We start from the raw sequence: 20,469 nt of genomic DNA on the forward strand, positions 1-20,469 counted from the left end.
GTGGTCAGCGGCGTGGAGGCTGCGTCCCGGATTGGGGTGCGCCGGGATCGATGGTGAGGTCGTCGGTGTCGGCGAAAACCAGGCGTCCGTCGTCGAGGGCGATGGCCCATCGATGCACAGGCGCCCATTCGTGCCCACGTTCGACGTCGGTCAACGCGGCGTAGTCCTCGATGACATGACCGGTCTGTGCCTCCTCGGACTGCCGGCGTACCAGCACCCGCACACCCACAGCGACGTTTGCGGGCGCCGGTTTCTTCTCGCTCGTGTTTTCGGGCATTGTCCTCACCCTCTCGCTCGGCGGATACCTCGGATCATATGCACATTTCCGCATGAGCGACGCTGTCTGTCGAGACGCGGGACGGTCCGGTTCACGGAAATACCCCCGCAGTCTCGAGGGTCTGCGGGGGTATCCCCATAAAGTCATACCGGGTCAGGCCATTCAGCGACCGCGCCCGGCGAGCGTTTACTCGGCGAGTTTCGCGACTGCCTGCGCCCAGAGAAAGTACTTGTTGGTACCCAGGTCGGCGACGGTCTTGATGTTGAACGCCGCCGCGAGATGTTCGGCGTCGGACTCGCTCACCCCCTCGAGCGCGGCGACCGGGGCCTGTGCGAGTTCCTCGATCGGAAGGGTTTCGTAGGCCTTGTCGAACTTCGACGCTATACCTGCCATGTGCTGACCTCCACTACTCGTTTTGGTTCCATGGTTGAGGCCGCGCACCCTTGCGTTGCGCCGACCCGTAGGCCAGTTAATCGTGCTCCCACACACGAGCGCACGGTTTTGGGCACGGCGAGTCGTCCACCGGCCCCAGTCGACGGTTGCGCGTCGGCCACCTTTCCGGCGCAGTCACGGCTCGATCAGCCCGGCGCGGATCGCGTAACGAGTCAACGCGAGTCGGTCCCGCAGTCCGAGCTTCTGCAGAATGTTCGCGCGGTGCCGGTCGACTGTCTTGGCACTGATGCTCAAGGTGTTCGCGATCTCCCGGGTGGTGTCGCCCTCCGCGATCAGTTTCAGAATTTCCTCCTCACGGGGCGTCAAAATGGTGGCCGGCAGTGATTCTCCGGTCCGGTCCCGGTGGAGGTAGTCGCGGATGAGGGCGGTCACCGCACCGGGGTAGAGGAATGGCTCCCCTCGCAGGGTGGCCCTGCAGGCCTCGAGGAGGTCGCGGTCGGCCACAGATTTGAGCACGTAACCGGACGCGCCGGCCTTGAGTGCTTCGAAGAAGTACTGCTCGTTGTCGTACATCGACAAAATGAGGATCCGAACCTGCGGGTGGGACCGGTTGATCTCTCGCGCTGCTTGCAGCCCCGTCATCCGGGGCATCGCGATGTCCAGAATCGCAAGGTCGACCAGGGTGTCGTCGAGCGCACCGATTGCCTCATAACCATTTGCGGCCTCGACCACCACCTGGAGGTCCGGCTCGGCATCGAGGATCATCCGCAGACCGCTCCGCACCATCGCATGATCGTCGGCGAGCAGTATGCGAGCACCTCGACAATTCATCGCACGCTCGATTCCACGCGCAAGGGGAGGACCAGCCGAACCTTCGTGCCCTCACCGGACGGCGAGTCGATGCCGAGCGTGGCGCCGACCAGCAGGGCACGTTCGCGCATCCCCTTGATCCCTGCCCCGTCGGCGACGACGCCGCCCTTGCCGTCGTCCACGATGCACAACGTCAGGTGATCGTCGGCGACGTGCAGGTCCAGGTGCACTTCCTGGGCCCCGGCGTGGCGGGCGATATTGGTCAAGGCCTCCTGCGCGACGCGGTAGCAGACCAGCTCGATGTTCGGATTCAGGCGGGCGAGCCTGGGGTAGATGTGTCTGACGACATCAATCCGCGTCGCCTGCGTGAACTCACTGCACAGGGCGTTGAGTGCGCTGTGCAGTCCGAGGTCCTCGAGCACGTCGGGGCGCAACCGGCTGGCGATGCCCCGGACCTCGTCGAGGCTGGCGCGCACCGCCTCCTGGGCGTGGTGAAGGTCGCCGCGCAGCTCGATCGGCGCCTTGTCGACCGCGCGTTTGAGGGCGAGTAGAGCCACGGTGAGGCTTTGGCCGATCTCATCGTGCAGCTCCCGCGCAATCCGCGCTCGCTCACCTTCCTGCGCTGCGAGTGCCGACCCGGTCGCCGAACTCCGTTCGGTTTCGAGCCGGTCCAGCATGGCGTTGAACGAGGCGATGAGATCGTGCAGATCGCCGTTCCCGCGATCGTCGAGGCGGTCGCTACGGTGTGGCGGATCCACCCGGCTCATCGAGCGGGCGAGGTTGTCCAACGGGGCGAGGCTCGAGCGCAACAGAAACGCGTTGGCAGCGAGGATCACAGCCAGCCCCACCACGAGCACCGGTATCTCGGTCAACCTGATGCGGGCCGACACCGTCGCCGGTGACAGCGCGAGCGCGAGGGTTCCGAGGGTGAAGACCAGTCCGTTGATCACGAAGAGTCGCCGGAACAGCGCCCCGGCGGGTGTCCGTGTCCGCCCCCGAAACCTGCTCACGACCGATACGCGAGGGTTCACCCCACCAGAGTGACCGCACAACGACGGCATTGTCCATACATGTCATTCACCCACAGAAATGGGTGTCGCGGCCGATTGTGGCGGGATCGGTAGTCGGAGAACACTCGAGACCATCTCCAGCAGGGAGGCGTTATGCACATCAATCGGACGACGATCGCGCATCGACTCGCCGCGGTGGAACGACAGGTCCGCGAACTGATTCGAGAACGAGGACGATGATGATGACGACCACTCCAGCCTGCACGCAACGGAACGAAGCCATGCAAGCACACGAGATCGCGGTGAGCCCACCCACCGTTCGGACGAATGATCCGGTGTCGAATGCGGTCCGGCTCATGGTCGTCAACCGGCTGCCGGGGCTGATCGTCGTCGACGACGCGGACCGTCCGATCGCCGTTCTACCGGGTACACAGGTGCTGCGGCTCGCCATTCCCGAGTCGTATCAGGACGACCCCGCGCTGGTCCGCACCATCGACGAAATGCACGCCGACCTGTTCTGGCGGGAGGCCGGCCGGCTGACCGTCGGTGACTGCCTGCCCAATCCCATTGCCAAGCCGACCAGTGTGCCTCCGGAGGCGACGCTGCTCGAGATCGCCACCGTCATGGCGAAGAAGCACAGCCCCCTGATTGCCGTGGTGGACCAGACCGGCAAGCTGGTCGGCGCGGTAACGCTGGAGCGGCTTTTGACCAGCCTGGCGGTCGCCGGGCCCGGTGACTGATCCCGAACCAGCAGACCCGGTCGCGACAACAGGTTGAGCGATGGCCCCCGTACTCGCATTGTTGATCTTCGTCGGGTCTCTCTGGTTCATCGCGACCGAGCGTGCACACAAGGTCAAAACGGTCCTCGTCGCCGCGGCGCTGATGGCCGTGCTCGGGCTGATTCCCGGCGAGCAGGTGTTCTACTCCGAGCACGAAGGGATCGCCTGGAACGTCATCTTCCTTCTACTCGGGATGATGATCATCGTCGGCGTCATCAAACAAACCGGCGTGTTCGACTACCTCGGGATCTGGGCGGCGAAACGTTCCCGCGGCAAACCCTTCCGGCTCATGGTCATGCTGATGTTGATCACGGCCATCGCATCGCCGGTCCTCGACAACGTCACCATCATCATGCTCATTGCACCGGTGACCATCGTCGTGTGCGCGCGCCTGCGCATCGCCCCGCAGCCCTATCTGATCGCCGAAGTGCTCGCCTCGAACATCGGCGGCGCCGCCACCTTGATCGGAGACCCGCCGAACATCATCATCGGAAGCCGGGCAGGCCTCACGTTCAACGACTTTCTCATTCACATGGCTCCTGCCGTGATCGTGATCTTTGCCCTGTTCGTGGTTTCCACCAGGGTGCTGTTCCGCTCCGCGCTACACACCGACGAGGTGCAGGTGGGTCAGGTGATGGCGCTGAAGGAACGACGCGCGATCAAAGACACTCGGCTGCTGATGCGGTCGCTGGCGGTGCTCGGTCTCGTCATCATCGGATTCGGGCTGCACTCGGTGCTGCATGTCGAGCCGTCGATCGTTGCTCTCGTCGGGGCCGGCGCAATGCTGGTGGTGACCGATATCGACGTGGCCGAAGTACTGCCCGAAGTGGACTGGGCGACCCTGGTCTTCTTCATCGGATTGTTCGTGATGGTCGCCGGCCTGGTGCACACCGGCATTGTCGAAGCCGTCGGCACTGCCGCCGTCTCAGCGTTCGGCGACAACTATTTTTCGGCTGCCACCTCGCTGATCTTCGGATCCGCGATCCTCGGCGCGTTCATCGACAACATCCCCTACACCGCGACAATGGCCCCCGTCGTCGAGGGCATGGCCGGTCAGGCGCCGGACGCCGAAACCGGCCGTGCGCTGTGGTGGGCCTTCGCTCTCGGCGCATGCTTCGGCGGCAACGGCACGGCAGTCGCCGCCAGTGCCAACGTCGTCGCTATCGGTATTGCGCACCGCGCAGGGCATCCCATCACCTTCTGGCATTTCACCAAGTACGGAATAATCGTCACCCTGCTGAGTACCACCCTGGCATGGGGGTACGTGTGGCTCCGCTACTTCTGACCACGGGGGCGCACGCCAGCCTGGAGTAGGGGCAACCTCAAACCCTACGCGCGAGTAATGCAGTGCTGTGGACAACTCTGTGGACAACTCTTGTATCGAACCTGTTGACTCCCGGCCGAATGGGCGTGGTGGCAGGATCGACCTCATGGCACGCACGTTGAATCTCGTCGGTGATCCGGAGGCGGACGCTCTTCTGGCGAGTGACCCCCTTGCCCTGCTGATCGGAATGCTGCTCGATCAGCAGGTTCCGATGGAGACGGCGTTCGCGGGCCCGAAGAAGCTTGCGGATCGTCTCGGCGGGCTCGAGGTGCATCGCATCGCGGAGATGGATCCGGAAGAATTCGCCGCTGTCTGTGCACAGACTCCCGCGGTGCATCGGTTCCCCGGTTCCATGGCCACGCGCATCCAGTCGCTGTGCGCATTTCTCGTCGAGAACTACGACGGCAGCGTCGAAGCGCTGTGGACCGACGGCGATCCGGACGGCAAAGAGGTTCTGAAACGGTTGAAGGCGCTGCCCGGCTACGGCGACCAGAAGGCGCGGATCTTCCTGGCACTGCTCGGCAAGCAGATCGGGGTGGAACCCCAGGGCTGGCGGGAAGCCGCCGGTGACTACGGTACGGACGGTTCCCGCCGGTCGATCGCAGACGTCGTCGACGAGAAGAGCCTGCACGAGGTCCGGGAGTTCAAGAAGGCCGCCAAGGCCGAGGCGAAGAAGGAAGCCGCCGCGAAGAAGAAGTAGCCGCTACTCGGAATCCTTCCGTTCCTCGTCCAGGTGGCGACGGCGTTCGCTCTCGTGCATCCACGGGAACACACTGTTGCCCTGACCGCCGCCGACAGCTCCGTGGCCGAGGACGCCGTGCTCGTACGCCGATTCGGCGTGCAGGGCCAGGTCGATTCCCGAGGATTCGTCCTCCGCACTCACCCGGAACCCGAAGGCGCGGTCGATGAGCTTGCCCAGCGCGTAGGTGACACCGAAGGCGTAGAGGGTGACGACGACCACGGCTACTACCTGCTTGCCGAGTTGCGCGAACCCGCCGCCGTACAAGAGGCCCTCCGCACCGCCCGTCATCACTTCGGTGGCGAGCAGGCCGATCAGGATCGTGCCGACGATGCCGCCGACCAAGTGGACGCCCACCACGTCGAGGGAGTCGTCGTAGCCGAGGCGGAACTTCCAGCCGACGGCGAACGAACAGACCACACCGGCGACCGCCCCGACGACGGACGCGCCGAGCATGCTCACCGTTCCGCACGAGGGCGTGATCGCGACCAGGCCGGCGACGACACCGGACGCGGCGCCGAATGTGGTGGGGTGTCCGTCTCGCTTCTGTTCCACGACGAGCCAGCCGAGCAGGCCGGTGCAGCCGGCGACGAGGGTGTTGAGGAAGATTGCGGCCGCGGTGCCGTCGGCGGCGAGGGCGGAGCCTGCGTTGAAGCCGAACCAGCCGAACCACAGCAGCCCAACACCCAGCAGCACCAGGGGCAGGTTGTGCGGGCGCATCGATTCCGAGCGGAAGCCGAGGCGCGGGCCCAGAACCAGGGCCAACGCGAGGCCGGACGCGCCGGAGACGATCTCGACGACCAGCCCGCCCGCGTAGTCGAGGGCGCCGAACTGCGCGATCCAGCCCTCCGGGTTCCACACCCAGTGGGCGACGGGCGCATACACGAGAAGGGCCCAGATCGGGACGAAAACCATCCATGCCGAGAACTTGGCGCGGTCGGCGATCGCTCCGCTGATCAGCGCGGCGGTGATGATGGCGAACGTCAGCTGGAACGTCGCGAACAGGATCTCGGGAACCTGCCCGTGAACCGTGGTGGGGTCGATGCCCACCATCCCCAGATGCTCGAAGCCGCCGATCAGGCCGCCGCCGATGTCGTCACCGAAGATCAGGGAGTACCCCGCCACCAGCCATGCCACGGTGACCAGGGCGATCGACACGAAACTCATCATGATCATGTTCAGGACACCGGTGGATCTCACCATCCCGCCGTAGAACAGGGCGAGACCCGGGGTCATCAACAGGACCAGCGCGGTACTGATCAGCAGCCAGGCGGTTGCTCCGGCGTCGATTGCAGGCACGACATTCTCCTCACACGCTCGGACGGAACCGTGCGCGGAAAGTCACGATGACCGTGACCCGTTTCGGGTGTGCTGCCGATGCGTTGCGAACGTGTTACGCAATTCACTCATTCGACGAGTCTCGGGTGTGAAGTGACGGGTGTGACGACGACCGATCGGGCATGGCTGTGGACCCGACCACCCGCACCTGACCTGTCGGGGTCCGCCGGTAGTCTTTCCGCGTGGCCCTGTACCGGAAGTACCGACCCGCATCCTTCGCCGAGGTGGTGGGGCAGGAGCATGTCACCGAACCGCTGAGCACCGCCCTCGATGCCGGACGGATCAACCACGCCTATCTGTTCTCCGGTCCTCGTGGCTGCGGCAAGACGTCCTCTGCCCGCATCCTCGCGCGCTCGCTCAACTGCGTCGAAGGCCCGACGTCCACCCCGTGTGGTCAGTGCCCCTCCTGTGTGGCTCTGGGACCGGGCGGTTCCGGCAACCTCGACGTCACCGAACTCGACGCCGCCAGCCACGGTGGTGTCGACGACACGCGTGAGCTGCGCGACCGCGCGTTCTACGCACCCGCGGAGTCGCGGTACCGGGTGTTCATCGTGGACGAGGCCCACATGGTCACGACGGCCGGATTCAATGCCCTCCTCAAGATCGTCGAGGAACCGCCGGAGCACCTCATCTTCATCTTCGCCACCACCGAGCCGGACAAGGTGCTGCCGACCATTCGTTCGCGTACTCACCACTATCCGTTCCGGCTACTGGCGCCGTCGACCATGCGTGGACTGCTCGAGAAGATTTGCCGGCAGGAAAACGTTCCGGTGGCGGATCCCGTATATCCGCTGGTCATCCGTGCGGGCGGCGGTTCCCCGCGAGACTCGCTGAGCATCCTCGACCAGTTGCTGGCCGGTGCGGGCGACGACGGGGTGACCTACCCGCGTGCGCTTGCGCTCCTCGGTGTCACCGACGTGGCACTCATCGACGACGCAGTCGACGCACTGGCCACCGGTGACGGCGCTGCACTGTTCGGAACCGTGGATCGTGTCATCGACGCCGGCCACGATCCGCGGCGGTTCGCCGTCGACCTGCTCGAGCGTCTGCGTGACCTGATCCTCATGCAGGCGGTGCCGGACGCCGCCGAGCGCGGCCTGGTCGACGCACCCGGCGATGTGCTCGAGCACATGCGCGCACAGGTGAAGCGGATCGGACCGGCAACGCTCACCCGATACGCGGAGGTGATCCACGCCGGACTCGGCGAAATGCGCGGCGCCACTGCACCGCGTCTGTTGCTCGAAGTGATGTGCGCCCGCATGCTTCTGCCGTCGGCGTCCGACGCGGAGTCCGCGGTATTGCAGCGGCTCGAGCGAGTCGAACGGGGACTGCCCCCGGCCGGTGCGGCACCGGCGACTGCGGCGGCCGGACATCCGGCCCAGGCGCCCGCGGCGCCGAACACTTCCACGGCAGATCCTGCGGCGCAAGCCAATTCGTCCCCGCAGCCCGAACTCAAGTTCCAGCGGCCCTCGATGATGACGGCCGAGACAGTGCCTGCGCCATCCGAACCCGAACCGGCGCCACACCCGGTTCCGAAGCCCGAGCCGGCGCCCGAGCCTGCCCCCGTGCCGGAGCCGACACCTGAGCCCGCCCCGGTTCCGGCGCCCGAGCCTGCTCCCGTGCCGGAGCCGACGCCGGAGCCCGCCCCGGTTCCGGCGCCCGAGCCTGCTCCCGTGCCGGAGCCGACACCCGAGCCCGCCCCGGTTCCGGCGCCCGAACCGGCTCCCGTCCCCGAGCCGGAACCGACGCCGCAACCGGTAACCGAACCTGATGCGGCCCCGGCTCGCGAGGTCGCGGCGCAACCGGACGCGTCCGGCGGCCCCGACGTCGCTGCGTTGCGAGAGGCATGGAACAGCCTGCGCGAGAAGGTGAGCCAGCGGAACAAGATTCTTCCGGCGATGCTGTCGGCGGCGACGGTGCACGACGTGCAGGGCAATCGCTTGATCCTCGCGCATCCCGTTCCCAATCTGGGCGCACGCATCGCCTCACCCCACAACGCGCAGGTCATCGCGGAGGTGCTCGCCGAGATATTCGGCGGCGACTGGGAAGTGGAGTATCAGGCGGGCGCCCCGGCACCCCCGCCGCCGCCGGTCACGAAGGTCACCTCGGCACCTACCCGGCCGGCCGGCACACCGCGATTCTCGCGGCCCAGCCAGGACAAGACCGCGCAGCGTGCAACTTCACCATCGTCGGAGCCGCGAGCTGCAGGCGCAGAAACCGCCCGGCCGCAGCCTCGTTCGTCGTCCGTACCGGACGACGACATTCCGCCGCCGGAGGCACCCGACTATCCCGACGATCCTGCACCCCCGATCGACTACGAATCCGCGACCCCTCCTGTCACCACCCCGGAAGACGAAGAGGAGATGTTCGCCGAGGCGGCGGAACCCGCTGATCCGTCCACACGTCGTGACCCGGAAGTCGTGGCGTTCGAATTGCTCAAGGACATGCTCGGGGCGAAGAAACTCGAGGGCTGATCGTCCCGCCGGTTCGGGACTCCGGCCCCTGGTGCCCGGGACGCAGGGTAACCGATTCTCTTTCCATGAGCACAGTGAATGTTCCTGAAGGCGTGCAGAACGAGGTCCCGGCGGCTGCACGACGTGGCCGGTGGTGGGCGTATGTCGGAATTCTCGCGGGGGCGGCCGGCATTCTCGGCATCCAGGCGAGCATGTCGATCGACGCGGTCTATGCGGAGTCGTCGGCAGGCGACGCGGTAGCGATCATGAACCACCTCGCCGGACAGCGAACCAGCATCCTCGTGATGCACGTGTCCATCATGACCACGGCGCTGCTCCTGCTCGTCTTCGCAGCCGGGTTGGCTCAACGGCTGCGGGCGGCGCTACCCACGGACAGCATTCTCCCGTCGGTTGCGGCGTTCGGGCTGGTCCTGACGTCGGCGGCGTGCCTGCTGGGGACCGGCCTGACGACGGAGCTGGTGTTCGGCCTCGGTGAGACGGATCAGCTGGTGCCGGAGTTCGCGGTGATCGGAGCCCACTGGATGGGCACGATCCCGTGGTTGTGGGCGGGCGCGGGCGTCAGCGCGCTGGCGGTGGCTGCCGCGCTGCTACGCGGACACGCCGGGCCCCGGTGGATCGGCTGGGTCAGTCTGGTCCTCGGTCTGGTGACTGCCCTCATCGGCGTGTCACCCCTGCAGTACATGGCCGGGTTCACCGGACCGCTGTGGGTGTTGGTCAGTGCGGTGGGATTCGCGTTCGCACCCTCCCCGCGTGAGTGATACTCGTTCGCACGATGAGCGAGACGAGGGCATGTCGAATGATCGAGGGGTCGGCGGGTACCGGCGGTGCGCCGGTACCCGCCGCAGTCATGGCGGTGTCGTCGTGGGTGCTGGTCGTTCTGTCCGTTGTGGCGTTCGTCGGCGCAGACCCGGGCATCGATTCGAACCAGCTGTTCTTCTTGGTAGATGTCGTCGGCGCTGCGGTGTACGGGACCGTGGGCGGGGTCGTCCTCGCTCGGCGTGTGCACCCGGTACCGATCCTCCTCGGCCTCACCGCGATCGGAGTGGGCGTCGCCGCGCTGAGCTACAGCTACTCGCAGCTCGCGCTGGTCCGTCCCGGGCTTCCGGGAGTCGTTGTGCTGGAACCGCTGCAGAACACGGCGTGGATTCCGGGCACACTCAGCCTCTTCCTTATCGTCCCGTGGCTGATCCGCGACCATCCGCTGGGGCCGAGCGCGAAGGCAGGAGTCGTGGCGGGTGTCGGCGCGACCGCGTGGTACTTCTGGTCGCGGACCTTCACCGACATTGCACCGATCTGGGTGCTTCTTCCCGTCCTCGTCGTCGGGGCGCTTGCGTCGGCGGATTGTGGTTGGCGGTGGCGACACGGTCCGCAGGCCGAGCGGGTAGGTCTCGGATGGATGTGTCTGGGCACCGGTCTGATGACGGCCGCGTACATTCCTCTCGCGCTGCCGGCGTCGCTACCCGGGCTGTGGGTGCTCAATCCATTGGTGCACCTCGCCGTGCAGGCGTTCTACCCGGTCGCGATTCTGGTGTGCGTTCTGCGGCAGCACATGTGGGGGATGAACCTGGCGGTCAGCCGTGCGACGGTGGCCGGGACGCTCACCGTCCTACTGCTGGTGTTGTACGTCGTGGTGGCGACGCTCGTGTCGGCGCTGCTCCCCGCGGGTGAATCGGTGGGTGCGCAGGTGGTGGCGGCGGGAGTCGTCGCTGTCGCTGTGCAGCCCGCGCGGTTGTGGCTCCAGCGGCGCGTGCACCACCTGGTGTACGGCGAGGGCGCAGATCCGGCCCGAGCGGTCCGCGCACTGGGGCGGCGATTCGGCAGTGCCGAGTCACCAGAGGAACTACTCGCGGAACTCGCCGCCGGTGTGGGTGTCGCGTTGCGACTCGAATCGGTATCCATTCGCCGTGGCAGCGGTGTTGCCGCAGTGTGGGGTCACGCGACGGGACCCGCAGAGTCGGTGGAGCTGGTACATCGTGGAGCGGTGTTCGGCACGATGATCGTCACCGCCCCTCCCGGGGAGACGCTCGGTTCACGGACGCGCAGATCGCTCACCGAGTTGTCTGCAGTGGTCACGGCGGGCCTCGTGGTCATGCAGTCGGCCGACGACCTGCGGGAGGCCCGGCGGCAGCTGGCGTCGGTTCGCCTCGAGGAGCGCCAGATGATCCGCCGTGAATTGCACGACGGCCTGGGGCCGTCGCTGGCAGGCATCCGACTCGGCCTGCAAGGGGCCCGGAATCTGCTCACCAGCGATCCCGATTCGGCAGCGGTCCTGATCGATTCGCTGCAGGCGGAACTCGACCACCAGGTCGAGGGTGTCCGGCAGCTGTCCCGCAGCATGTTTCCGCCGGTGCTCGACGAACTCGGCCTTCTCCCTGCCCTGCAAGAATTGGCGGAAACACACTCCCGTAGTGGTTTCACGCTGCACATTCGAGCTGACCCGCCGGCCGGCATCGGTACGCAGATCAGCTCCGCTGCGTACGGAATCATCGTCGAGGCCGTGACCAACGCACGACGGCACAGTGGCGCCGAGGGTTGCCGTGTCGACGCCACACTCGGTCAGGATCCGGAAGCCGGCGACGTCCTCGAAGTGATGATCCGGGACGACGGCTGTGGGTTCGATCCCACGGGAGGTGCCGGGGTGGGGACCCGGTCGATGCGTGAGCGCGCCCGCGAACTCGGCGGCACCCTCGACATCGAATCGGGGAGTCCGACAGGCACAGTGGTCACCGCCCGGCTACCGTTGTCACCACTATGAGCGCGAGTATTGCCAGTCCTTCACCCTCGCCCATCCGGGTCGTCGTCGTCGACGATCACCCGGTGTTCCGGCTCGGAATGGTGGCGCTGCTCTCGACACTCGACGGCATGGAGGTGGCTGCTCAGGCCAGCTCCGTCGCCGAAGCGCTCGACGTCGTCGACGCCGAAGTCGATGTGGTGCTCATGGACCTCGAACTCGGTGACGGGTCGGGCGTGGACGCCACCCGCCGGTTGGTCCAGGCGTATCCGGCGCTGCGGGTGCTCGTGGTCACGATGCACGAGGACGACGAGTCGCTCGTCGCTTCGGTGCGTGCCGGGGCGAGGGGTTATCTCGTCAAGGGCGCCGACCCCGCCGAAGTGGAACGTGCCGTGCGAGCCGTCGCGAACGGCGAAATGATCCTGGGCGCCGCAGTCGCCGCCCGGGCGATGACCTTCATGGCGGCCTCACACCGGGTGCGCCCGACGGTGTTTCCCGAGTTGACCGACCGGGAACGTGAGGTTTTGGACCTCGTGGCTCGCGGGCACGACAACGCGAGCATCTCCCGGCGACTGGTGCTGAGTCCGAAGACCGTGCGCAACCATGTGTCCAACGTGCTTGCCAAGCTCGGTGTGCCGGACCGTTCCGCCGCCATCGTGCGCGCGCGGGACGCCGGGCTCGGACTCGATGCGTGAGTGTGGCAGCTAGACGGCCGCGGTGGACGTCGTCGGCACGAATCTGAACCCGGGGCCGGAGTCGTCCGTGTTCGTGGGACTCGGGCCGGGCCCGGGGCGGGAGGCGCGGACGTCGGGAATCCGGCGGGGAGACGAGACGAGTGGCGGGGTGTCGCGCCACACCGGGTCCGCTTCCTGCAGTTCGAGTGCCGTCGAGATCAGCGACTCCTCGGCCCACGGGAGACTCCCGAGTTGCACGCCGAACGGAATGCCGGTGGCGGTGGACCTGCCGGCGGGAACGCAGATCACGGGTGCCCCGGTGTAATTGGCCCAGAAATAGTTTTCCCTGGCGCCGGCGAACACGCTCGTATCAGCCAGTGTGTCGCGCCGGATTCCGTCCGTCAGTGCCCCGGGTCGCAGAACCACGTCCAAGGCGTGCTCGGCAAACATGCGGTTGTACTCGTGCTGGTAACGCCGTCGCTCGCGTTCGAGCGAAAAGTAGTCTGCCACCGGCACGCCGAGACTCGCAACAGCCGCAGCCGCGGCAACAGCCGATTCCGGCCTGTACGACGGGAGCCGATCGACGAACTGCTGGTGGTACAAACCGAATTCGGCCAGGTCACCGGTGAGAAGTCCGGTGGGAACCGTCGGCATCCGGACGTCGACGATCACCCCGCCGAGACGACGGATCAGGTCGAGAAATGCCGAGAACAACACTCCCACAGACTCGGGCAGCTCCTCGGTTGCCGTGCTCGGCAGGCCGAAGCGTATGCCGGACAACGGCTGTGGGCCGCCCACGGCGGAGAGTGGGTACCCGTTCGCGGGTACGTCGGGTCCCACCGACGTGCTGGGGTCGTCGACGTCGACGCCCGCCATGTAACTGAGCAGAAGGGACGCGTCGGCGACACTGCGCCCCATCGGTCCGGTGTGATCACGCGTCCACGTCAGCGGGATCACCCCGCTGGTGCTGCACCGGCCGAACGTCGGCTTGATGGCGGTGATCCCGCACGCGCTCGCGGGGATGCGCAATGATCCGCCGGTGTCCGTCCCGACAGCGCACGGAGTGAACCGGGCGGCGAGTGCGGCGGCACTGCCGCCCGAGGAACCGCCCGGTGAGTACTCGGTGCCCCAGGGGTTGCCGACCTGGGGTGTGGCGGTCCCGATAGCGAACTCATGCGTGTGCAGGTGTCCCATGAGGACCATTCCCGCATCGCGGAGCCGCCGCCATACGCCCGAATCGCCGGCGGCGATGTTGCCGGCGAGGGCGCCGCTCGACGCCGTCAGGGGTAACCCGGCCACGGCGAAGACATCTTTCATGCCGATCGGCAATCCGCAGACGAGTGGTGCCGATCCGGTAGCCAGTCGCTGCGCTGCCAGGTCAGCCGCGGCGTATGCCTGCTCCGAGTAGATCCGGATCCACGCCTCGACCGAGCCGTCGTGTTCCGCGCTGCGAGCGAGGCACGCGTCGAGCAGATCCCGCGGGTGCAGGGCACGCGACTGCAGAAGAGTCGCCGCCTCGATCGCACTCAGCAGAGCGGGGTCGGTCTCCGTGACGGACGTCGGCGGCGGAAGACGCCGACGGGCCGAGGCGGATCGGCCGCCGAACCCGGCTGCAGTCACGGCGCCCACCGCCGCGGCCCCGAAGAGACGTCGCCGGGACAGCGGGGTCGGCACGAGGGGTCTCTTCTCTTGTCGCGGGACTGTGGGCGCGCGTCATTACAGCACGAAATTGTTGCCTCGGCGCGATGAGAGAAGGGAGCCGTGATCGCCTGGGTCACGATCCTGGATCGCTTCGGTCCTTCCTCCGGTTTTGCAACAGGTTCTAAGGTGAAGTTGACGGGGTATGCCCCGCGCAGAGCGCCGTGTGCACTGTCGGCGTCGACGCAGATAAGGAAGGAACACCCGAAGTGACCACAGAGGCATTCATTTATGAAGCCATCCGCACCCCGCGTGGCCGCGGAAAGAAGACCGGTTCGCTCCATTCGGTCAAGCCGATCTCGCTGGTCACCGGCCTGATCGACGAGCTCCGCGTCCGCTTCCCCGACCTCGACGAGGACCGCATCTCGGATCTGATCCTCGGTGTCGTCACCCCGGTGGGCGACCAGGGCATGGACATTGCACGCATCGCCGTCAACGACGCCGGGCTGCCCGACACCGTTGGTGGTGTCCAGCTCAACCGGTTCTGCGCGTCGGGCCTCGAGGCCGTCAACACCGCCGCCCAGAAGGTGCGGTCGGGCTGGGACGAACTGGTGATCGCCGGTGGCGTCGAATCGATGTCCCGCGTGCCGATGGGCTCCGACGGCGGACCGTGGGCACTCGACCCGGCCACCAACTACGACAACTACTTCGTGCCGCAGGGTGTGGGCGCCGACCTGATCGCCACCATCGAGGGCTTCTCCCGCGAAGACGTCGACGCGTACGCCGTCCGCTCGCAGGATCTCGCCGCGAAGGCGTGGGCGGGCGGGTACTTCACCAAGTCCGTCGTCCCGGTGAAGGACATCAACGGCATCACCGTCCTCGACCACGACGAGCACATGCGTCCCGGCACCACCGTGGAGAATCTCGCCGGCCTCAACCCGTCGTTCGCCGGTGTCGGTGAGATGGGCGGCTTCGACGCGGTGTCGCTGCAGAAGTACCACTGGGTCGAGAAGATCAACCACGTCCACCACGGGGGTAACAGCTCCGGCATCGTCGACGGCGCCGCGCTGGTGCTCGTCGGGTCGGAGCAGGCCGGCAAGGACATGGGTCTGCGGCCGCGTGCCCGCGTCGTCGCCACCGCCACCTCCGGCGCCGACTCCACGATCATGCTCACCGGTCCGACCCCGGCGTCCAAGAAGGTCCTCGCCGCAGCCGGACTGACCGTCGACGACATCGACCTGTTCGAGATCAACGAGGCGTTCGCATCGGTGGTGCTGAAGTTCCAGAAGGACCTGAAGATTCCCGACGAGAAGCTCAACGTCAACGGTGGTGCCATCGCGATGGGTCACCCGCTGGGTGCTACGGGGGCCATGATCACCGGCACCATGCTCGACGAACTCGAGCGGCGGAACGCCCGGTACGCCCTCATCACCTTGTGCATCGGCGGCGGTATGGGTGTCGCCACCATCATCGAGCGCGTCTGACGCCCGGATCAACAGGAGACTTGAAGCAGTGAGCGAGCAGAACATCATCAACTGGGAGCAGGACGCCGACGGCATCGTCGTGCTCACCATCGACGACCCCAACCAGGGTGCTAACACCATGAACGACGCCTACATCTCCTCGATGAAGGCGACCGTCGACCGCCTCGTCGACGAGAAGGACTCCATCACGGGTGTCATCATCACGTCCGGCAAGAAGACCTTCTTCGCCGGCGGCGACCTGAAGAACATGATCAAGGTCGGGCCCGAGAACGCCCAGGAAATCTACGACCACAGCGTCGCGATCAAGTCGGACCTGCGTCGCCTCGAAACCCTCGGCAAGCCCGTCGTCGCCGCAATCAACGGTGCCGCACTCGGCGGCGGACTCGAGATCGCCCTCGCCACCCACCACCGCATCGCCGCGGACGTGAAGGGCGTCAAGATCGGCCTCCCCGAGGTGACCCTCGGCCTGCTGCCCGGTGGTGGCGGAGTCGTGCGCACGGTCCGGATGCTCGGTCTGCAGAACGCGCTCATGCAGGTACTGCTGCAGGGTCAGCAGCGTGGGCCGGTCCAGGCCAAGGAGGTCGGACTGATCGACGAGGTCGTGTCGTCCGTCGAGGAACTGGTACCCGCTGCGAAGGCGTGGATCAAGGCCAACCCAGAGGGCGGCGTGCAGCCGTGGGACAAGAAGGGCTACCGGATTCCGGGCGGAACCCCGTCCACCCCCGCGTTCGCCGCCAACCTGCCCGCCTTCCCCGCGAACCTGCGCAAGCAGCTCAAGGGCGCCCCCATGCCCGCGCCCCGCGCGATCATGGCAGCCGCTGTCGAGGGCTCGCAGGTCGACATCGACAACGCGCTGCTCATCGAGGCGCGGTACTTCACGTCGCTGGTCACCGGCCAGGTCGCGAAGAACATGATCCAGGCCTTCTTCTTCGACCTGCAGGCCATCAACTCCGGGGCCTCCCGCCCCGAAGGCATCGAGAAGACCCCGATCACCAAGGTCGGTGTGCTCGGCGCCGGAATGATGGGCGCTGGCATCGCCTACGTGTCCGCGAAGGCCGGCTTCGACGTCGTCCTGAAGGACGTCAGCATCGAGGCCGCGAACAAGGGCAAGGCGTACTCCGAGGGCATCGAGGCCAAGGCGCTGTCGCGTGGCAAGACCACCGAGGAGAAGTCGAAGGCGTTGCTCGACCGGATCAAGCCGACCGCCGACCCGGCCGACTTCGCCGGTGTCGACTTCGTCGTCGAGGCCGTGTTCGAGAGCCAGGAACTCAAGCACAAGGTGTTCCAGGAGATCGAAGACATCGTCGACCCGAATGCGCTGCTCGGCTCCAACACTTCGACCCTGCCGATTACCGGCTTGGCCACGGGTGTGAAGCGGCAGGAAGACTTCATCGGCATCCACTTCTTCTCACCCGTCGACAAGATGCCGCTCGTGGAGATCATCCGCGGCGAGAAGACGTCCGACGAGGCCCTCGCCCGAGTCTTCGACTACGTGCAGGCCATCCGCAAGACACCGATCGTCGTCAACGACTCGCGCGGCTTCTTCACCTCACGCGTCATCGGCACGTTCATCAACGAGGCCATCGCCATGCTCGCCGAGGGCATCGAACCGGCCACCATCGAGCAGGCAGGTCTGCAGGCCGGCTACCCCGCCGCGCCGCTCCAGCTGTCGGACGAGCTGAACCTCACGCTGATGCAGAAGATCCGCAAGGAAACCGCGGAAGCTGCAAAGGCCGAAGGCAAGGAACTGCCCGCCGACCCGGCAGGCGACGTCATCAACACGATGGTCGACAAATTCGACCGCAAGGGCAAGCTCGGCGGCGCCGGCTTCTACGACTACACCGACGGCAAGCGCACCGGCCTGTGGCCCGGCCTGCGGGAGAACTTCGGTTCCAAGGAGCTCGACGTCCCGTTCCAGGATCTCATCGAACGCATGCTGTTCATCGAGGCCATCGAAACCCAGAAGTGCTTCGACGAGGGTGTTCTCACGACCACCGCCGACGCCAACATCGGCTCCATCATGGGTATCGGTTTTCCCGCCTGGACCGGCGGTGTGTCGCAGTACATCCAGGGCTACACAGGTGGCCAGGCCGGCTTCGTCAAGCGCGCTGAAGAACTCGCCGCCAAGTACGGTGAGCGGTTCACCCCGCCGGCGTCGCTGAAGTAGGCGGCTCCGCCGCCCGTGCGCCTTTTTGGTAGCTGGGACTACCAAAAAGGGGCTCTACTGACTCATTCGTGGGTGGATTCGGCCGGGTAATTGTGGGCGGGCGCCCCCGAGGCTGAGCATCGCGAGTGCGATGACGGCCTCGGGGGTGTGGAACCCGAATCCGCGGCGGGTGATGAGGCGAATCTTGGTATTGACCGATTCGATCCGACCGTTCGAGAGCCCGTGCTCGATGGCGGCGAGGATCGCGGGTCTGTGGACGAGGATGCTTTTCTGCAACGCGACGAACGCCGGGATCCGGCACCGCCGGGCCCAGTCGATCCAGCGGTCGAGTTCGGCAGCGGCCTGCTCGACCGGGAGCTGGAAGATCAACCGCAAACTCTCCTTGAGCCGGTAGCCGCGGTGCAGGACCGGATCGTGGAGTTCGATCCACCGCAGCACCGCCTGCTGCTGCGCGGTGAGGGCGTCCGGGTTCTTCAGCAACGCCCACCGGCTGCGTTTGACCGACCGAGCCGGGCCGGCCTTCGGGCGACGCCGCGGTTTCCACCCACCGCCGCGGGAGGCGTTCTCGGTGGACCGTGCCCGGTTCCACGCCGCCCGCCGCACCGTGTCGAGGGCCTCGGTGGCCCAGGCGACCACATGGAACGGATCCGCGCAGCGCACCGCATCCGGGCAGAACCGGGTCACCACCGACCCGATCCATCCGGCCGCGTCCGAGGTGACGTGGGTGATCTTCGCGCACCGTTCGGGCCCGAGCAGGTCGAAGAACCCGGACAGGGTCGCCGCGTCACGGCCCGGGGCCGCCCACACCAGCCGGCCGGAGTCGTGGTCGACGACGACCGTCAGATACTTGTGGCCCTTCTTGTACGAGATCTCGTCGATCCCGATCCGCCGCAGCCCCGCCAGCGGGTCCCGGGCGGGTGTGGTGTCGGCCCACACCCGGTCCACGATCGTCCCGACCGTGCGCCACGCGGTGCGCATCAACTCACACGTCGCGGCCTTCGAGGTATGGGTGGCGAGCCACGCCACCGTCTGGTCGAACGCGTAGGTGTGCCCGGCCCGGTGCCGGGCCCAGGGCACCGCGGCCACCGTGACTCCGTGTTCGCGGCAGCACACCCGCGGTGCGTCGGCCTCGACGAAGGTGCGGACCAGGCCGCAGTCCGGGCCGCGCCACCGCCGCCGACCGGTGCCACCGTCGTAACCGGGGCTCCGACGACCACACACCCCGCACCGGGACCGGGCCCGGGCCTGCGGCCGGACCGCGACGATCACCGCCCCGGCCGTGTCGTCGAAATCGACGCCCTCGATCACCGTCTTTTCGACACCCAACACCTGACGCCATATCCTGGCTTCGCGCACGCCGTTCCCCACATATGTAGCCGACTGACCCTAGACAAGCCAGAACGCTACTGGGACAACGGCGTGCGCCCTCACCCGCACCGAACTCCACCCACGATCACAGCAGTAGAGCCCAAAAAGGCGCACGGGGCGGGTTATCCACAACCGGGCGGTTATCCACAGGCGACGTGGATAACCGCGTTTTTGTCGGGTCGGCGTCGTATACCCGGCACACGATGTGCCGCATGACCGACATCGATCTCACCGATTTTCAGCGACTTGTCGACACCCAGTTCGGGATTGTCACGCGACCCCAGCTCGAGCCGTTCGGCTTCTCTCGCGGCCGTGTTCGCCATCTTCTCGACTCCGGGCAGTGGCGCCGTGTTCTGCAAGGCGTCTACGCCATCACTAACGGCCCACTCACCCGAGACATGCTCCTGTCCGCCGCAGTGCTCTACGGAGGTGGCCACTCGATGCTCAGTCATGCGACGGCAGCCGAGGAGTGGGGGATGGCTCTTCCCTGCGACGGCGAGCCGATCCACATCACGGTGCCGTACGGCAAATCGTCGCGGTGCCAAAGCCACACGGGCATGCGGCCCTCGAGGAAGCCCGGCAATCCGATCGCTCTGTCCTCAACGCTGCATCCGGGCGTCGTCGTCCATAGGTCCCGCGCGCACGATTACATCGCGGTCGACACCGACCCGCCTCGGACAAGTCGCGCCGACACTGCGCTGGACCTTGCGATCGCCGAACCCACGGCACGGGACGCCTACACCCGGCTCATCGCTCTCGTGACCAATGGCCGGATCCCTCTGCGCGACATCCGACGACGTATGGAGGAGCGACGGCCACGCCGATACCGCAAGGCACTCGCGGACGCGGTGCGACTCCTGGCCGACGGCGTCCAGTCGATCCTCGAGTACCGCTACGCCACCGACGTCGAGGATGCGCACGGTTTGCCGCGCGCCCGACGGCAGTCGCCGGTGGTTGTGGACGGACGCACCCTGTTCGAGGACTGTGATTACTCCGATCACGGTGTGCCGCTCATCGTGCGACTCGACGGTCGCCGTGCACACGCCATGGCGGAGGTCGCCTTCCGGGATCGTCGACGCGACAACGCAGCAGAACTGCAGGGAAGGCCGCGGCTTGTCTACGGGTTCGACGAGGTGACGAAGAGTGCGTGCGTGGTGGCCCGCGAAGTGGAGACCGTCCTGGTGCGTGAGGGGTGGGTGAGGTCCGGCGAGAGGCCCTGCCGGGCTTGTGCGCCTTTCTGGTTGCTCTAGCTACCAAAAAGGC

17 protein-coding genes are annotated in these 20,469 nt (G+C 66.6%); 10 read left to right on the forward strand and 7 right to left on the reverse strand.

Annotation, left to right across the window (positions count from 1 at the left end; translation table 11 throughout):
* Nucleotides 1-4: 4 nt before the first annotated feature.
* The 4 genes from GFS60_RS02855 to GFS60_RS02870 all read right to left on the reverse strand — a co-directional run bounded on the left by GFS60_RS02855 (nt 5) and on the right by GFS60_RS02870 (nt 2,541).
* On the reverse strand, nt 5-277 hold the full coding sequence (locus GFS60_RS02855) for a hypothetical protein (RefSeq protein ID WP_159918904.1): 273 nt from the start codon (nt 275-277) through the stop codon (nt 5-7).
* 186 nt (nt 278-463) lie between these two features.
* Entirely contained in the window at nt 464-670 is a 207-nt protein-coding gene (locus GFS60_RS02860; protein ID WP_159918905.1) for a hypothetical protein, read from the reverse strand.
* 174 nt (nt 671-844) lie between these two features.
* Nucleotides 845-1,501 carry a response regulator gene (locus tag GFS60_RS02865; RefSeq protein ID WP_159918906.1) on the reverse strand — a complete coding sequence of 219 codons (657 nt, stop codon included), beginning with the start codon at nt 1,499-1,501 and terminating at the stop codon, nt 845-847.
* Nucleotides 1,498-2,541, reverse strand: a complete 1,044-nt coding sequence (locus GFS60_RS02870) for a HAMP domain-containing sensor histidine kinase (RefSeq protein WP_159918907.1) — start codon at nt 2,539-2,541, stop codon at nt 1,498-1,500. The genes GFS60_RS02865 and GFS60_RS02870 overlap by 4 nt, the downstream gene beginning before the upstream one ends.
* A 191-nt stretch (nt 2,542-2,732) precedes the next feature.
* Here GFS60_RS02870 and GFS60_RS02875 point away from each other — a divergent pair, with 191 nt between their 5' ends.
* The 3 genes from GFS60_RS02875 (at nt 2,733) to GFS60_RS02885 (ending at nt 5,293) form a co-directional block, all read left to right on the forward strand.
* Nucleotides 2,733-3,230, forward strand: coding sequence for a CBS domain-containing protein (locus tag GFS60_RS02875; protein ID WP_236603359.1), 498 nt, complete (start codon nt 2,733-2,735; stop codon nt 3,228-3,230).
* 40 nt (nt 3,231-3,270) lie between these two features.
* Nucleotides 3,271-4,554 carry an SLC13 family permease gene (locus GFS60_RS02880; RefSeq protein ID WP_159918908.1) on the forward strand — a complete coding sequence of 428 codons (1,284 nt, stop codon included), beginning with the start codon at nt 3,271-3,273 and terminating at the stop codon, nt 4,552-4,554.
* Nucleotides 4,555-4,699: 145 nt separating this feature from the next.
* Nucleotides 4,700-5,293: an HhH-GPD-type base excision DNA repair protein gene (locus tag GFS60_RS02885; protein ID WP_159918909.1), complete on the forward strand. Its 594-nt coding sequence runs from the start codon at nt 4,700-4,702 to the stop codon at nt 5,291-5,293.
* A 3-nt stretch (nt 5,294-5,296) separates the two neighbouring features.
* Here the strand turns inward: GFS60_RS02885 and GFS60_RS02890 are convergent, their stop codons facing one another.
* Nucleotides 5,297-6,631: an ammonium transporter gene (locus tag GFS60_RS02890; protein WP_159918910.1), complete on the reverse strand. Its 1,335-nt coding sequence runs from the start codon at nt 6,629-6,631 to the stop codon at nt 5,297-5,299.
* A gap of 221 nt (nt 6,632-6,852) precedes the next feature.
* On the opposite strand from GFS60_RS02890, the gene GFS60_RS02895 reads away from it, so the two are divergent.
* The 4 genes from GFS60_RS02895 to GFS60_RS02910 all read left to right on the forward strand — a co-directional run bounded on the left by GFS60_RS02895 (nt 6,853) and on the right by GFS60_RS02910 (nt 12,570).
* Complete coding sequence (locus GFS60_RS02895; RefSeq protein WP_159918911.1) at nt 6,853-9,144, forward strand: DNA polymerase III subunit gamma and tau; 2,292 nt, start codon at nt 6,853-6,855, stop codon at nt 9,142-9,144.
* A 65-nt stretch (nt 9,145-9,209) separates the two neighbouring features.
* The gene (locus GFS60_RS02900; protein WP_159918912.1) at nt 9,210-9,902 is read left to right on the forward strand and encodes a hypothetical protein; all 693 of its coding nucleotides are present in this window, start codon (nt 9,210-9,212) and stop codon (nt 9,900-9,902) included.
* Between the two features lie 38 nt (nt 9,903-9,940).
* Nucleotides 9,941-11,899 carry a sensor histidine kinase gene (locus GFS60_RS02905; RefSeq protein ID WP_159926817.1) on the forward strand — a complete coding sequence of 653 codons (1,959 nt, stop codon included), beginning with the start codon at nt 9,941-9,943 and terminating at the stop codon, nt 11,897-11,899.
* Nucleotides 11,896-12,570, forward strand: a complete 675-nt coding sequence (locus GFS60_RS02910) for a response regulator (RefSeq protein WP_159918913.1) — start codon at nt 11,896-11,898, stop codon at nt 12,568-12,570. The genes GFS60_RS02905 and GFS60_RS02910 overlap by 4 nt, the downstream gene beginning before the upstream one ends.
* 9 nt (nt 12,571-12,579) lie before the next feature.
* On the opposite strand, the gene GFS60_RS02915 is transcribed toward GFS60_RS02910, so the two are convergent.
* Nucleotides 12,580-14,223 (reverse strand): amidase, encoded by a 1,644-nt coding sequence (locus GFS60_RS02915; RefSeq protein WP_159918914.1) that lies wholly within the window; start codon nt 14,221-14,223, stop codon nt 12,580-12,582.
* Between the two features lie 233 nt (nt 14,224-14,456).
* Here GFS60_RS02915 and GFS60_RS02920 point away from each other — a divergent pair, with 233 nt between their 5' ends.
* Nucleotides 14,457-15,671, forward strand: a complete 1,215-nt coding sequence (locus GFS60_RS02920) for an acetyl-CoA C-acetyltransferase (protein WP_159918915.1) — start codon at nt 14,457-14,459, stop codon at nt 15,669-15,671.
* 28 nt (nt 15,672-15,699) lie between these two features.
* A complete protein-coding gene (locus GFS60_RS02925) occupies nt 15,700-17,838 on the forward strand; it encodes a 3-hydroxyacyl-CoA dehydrogenase NAD-binding domain-containing protein (protein WP_159918916.1) in 2,139 nt (712 codons plus the stop codon).
* Between the two features lie 54 nt (nt 17,839-17,892).
* Here the strand turns inward: GFS60_RS02925 and GFS60_RS02930 are convergent, their stop codons facing one another.
* Nucleotides 17,893-19,194: an ISL3 family transposase gene (locus tag GFS60_RS02930; RefSeq protein WP_159918917.1), complete on the reverse strand. Its 1,302-nt coding sequence runs from the start codon at nt 19,192-19,194 to the stop codon at nt 17,893-17,895.
* A gap of 224 nt (nt 19,195-19,418) precedes the next feature.
* On the opposite strand from GFS60_RS02930, the gene GFS60_RS02935 reads away from it, so the two are divergent.
* The gene (locus tag GFS60_RS02935) at nt 19,419-20,456 is read left to right on the forward strand and encodes a type IV toxin-antitoxin system AbiEi family antitoxin domain-containing protein (RefSeq protein ID WP_159918918.1); all 1,038 of its coding nucleotides are present in this window, start codon (nt 19,419-19,421) and stop codon (nt 20,454-20,456) included.
* Nucleotides 20,457-20,469 lie beyond the last annotated feature (13 nt).

Origin of the sequence: Rhodococcus sp. WAY2 (genome assembly GCF_009859915.1) — a bacterium.
In the GTDB taxonomy this organism is placed as follows: Bacteria; Actinomycetota; Actinomycetes; order Mycobacteriales; family Mycobacteriaceae; genus Rhodococcus_F; species Rhodococcus_F oxybenzonivorans.

Coding starts and splice junctions, on each gene's coding strand:
- GFS60_RS02855 (WP_159918904.1), bottom strand. CDS start 277: ATGCCCGAAAACACGAGCGAGAAGAAACCGGCGCCCGCAAACGTCGCT.
- GFS60_RS02860 (WP_159918905.1), bottom strand. CDS start 670: ATGGCAGGTATAGCGTCGAAGTTCGACAAGGCCTACGAAACCCTTCCG.
- GFS60_RS02865 (WP_159918906.1), bottom strand. CDS start 1,501: ATGAATTGTCGAGGTGCTCGCATACTGCTCGCCGACGATCATGCGATG.
- GFS60_RS02870 (WP_159918907.1), bottom strand. CDS start 2,541: ATGCCGTCGTTGTGCGGTCACTCTGGTGGGGTGAACCCTCGCGTATCG.
- GFS60_RS02875 (WP_236603359.1), top strand. CDS start 2,733: ATGACGACCACTCCAGCCTGCACGCAACGGAACGAAGCCATGCAAGCA.
- GFS60_RS02880 (WP_159918908.1), top strand. CDS start 3,271: ATGGCCCCCGTACTCGCATTGTTGATCTTCGTCGGGTCTCTCTGGTTC.
- GFS60_RS02885 (WP_159918909.1), top strand. CDS start 4,700: ATGGCACGCACGTTGAATCTCGTCGGTGATCCGGAGGCGGACGCTCTT.
- GFS60_RS02900 (WP_159918912.1), top strand. CDS start 9,210: ATGAGCACAGTGAATGTTCCTGAAGGCGTGCAGAACGAGGTCCCGGCG.
- GFS60_RS02905 (WP_159926817.1), top strand. CDS start 9,941: ATGATCGAGGGGTCGGCGGGTACCGGCGGTGCGCCGGTACCCGCCGCA.
- GFS60_RS02910 (WP_159918913.1), top strand. CDS start 11,896: ATGAGCGCGAGTATTGCCAGTCCTTCACCCTCGCCCATCCGGGTCGTC.
- GFS60_RS02935 (WP_159918918.1), top strand. CDS start 19,419: ATGACCGACATCGATCTCACCGATTTTCAGCGACTTGTCGACACCCAG.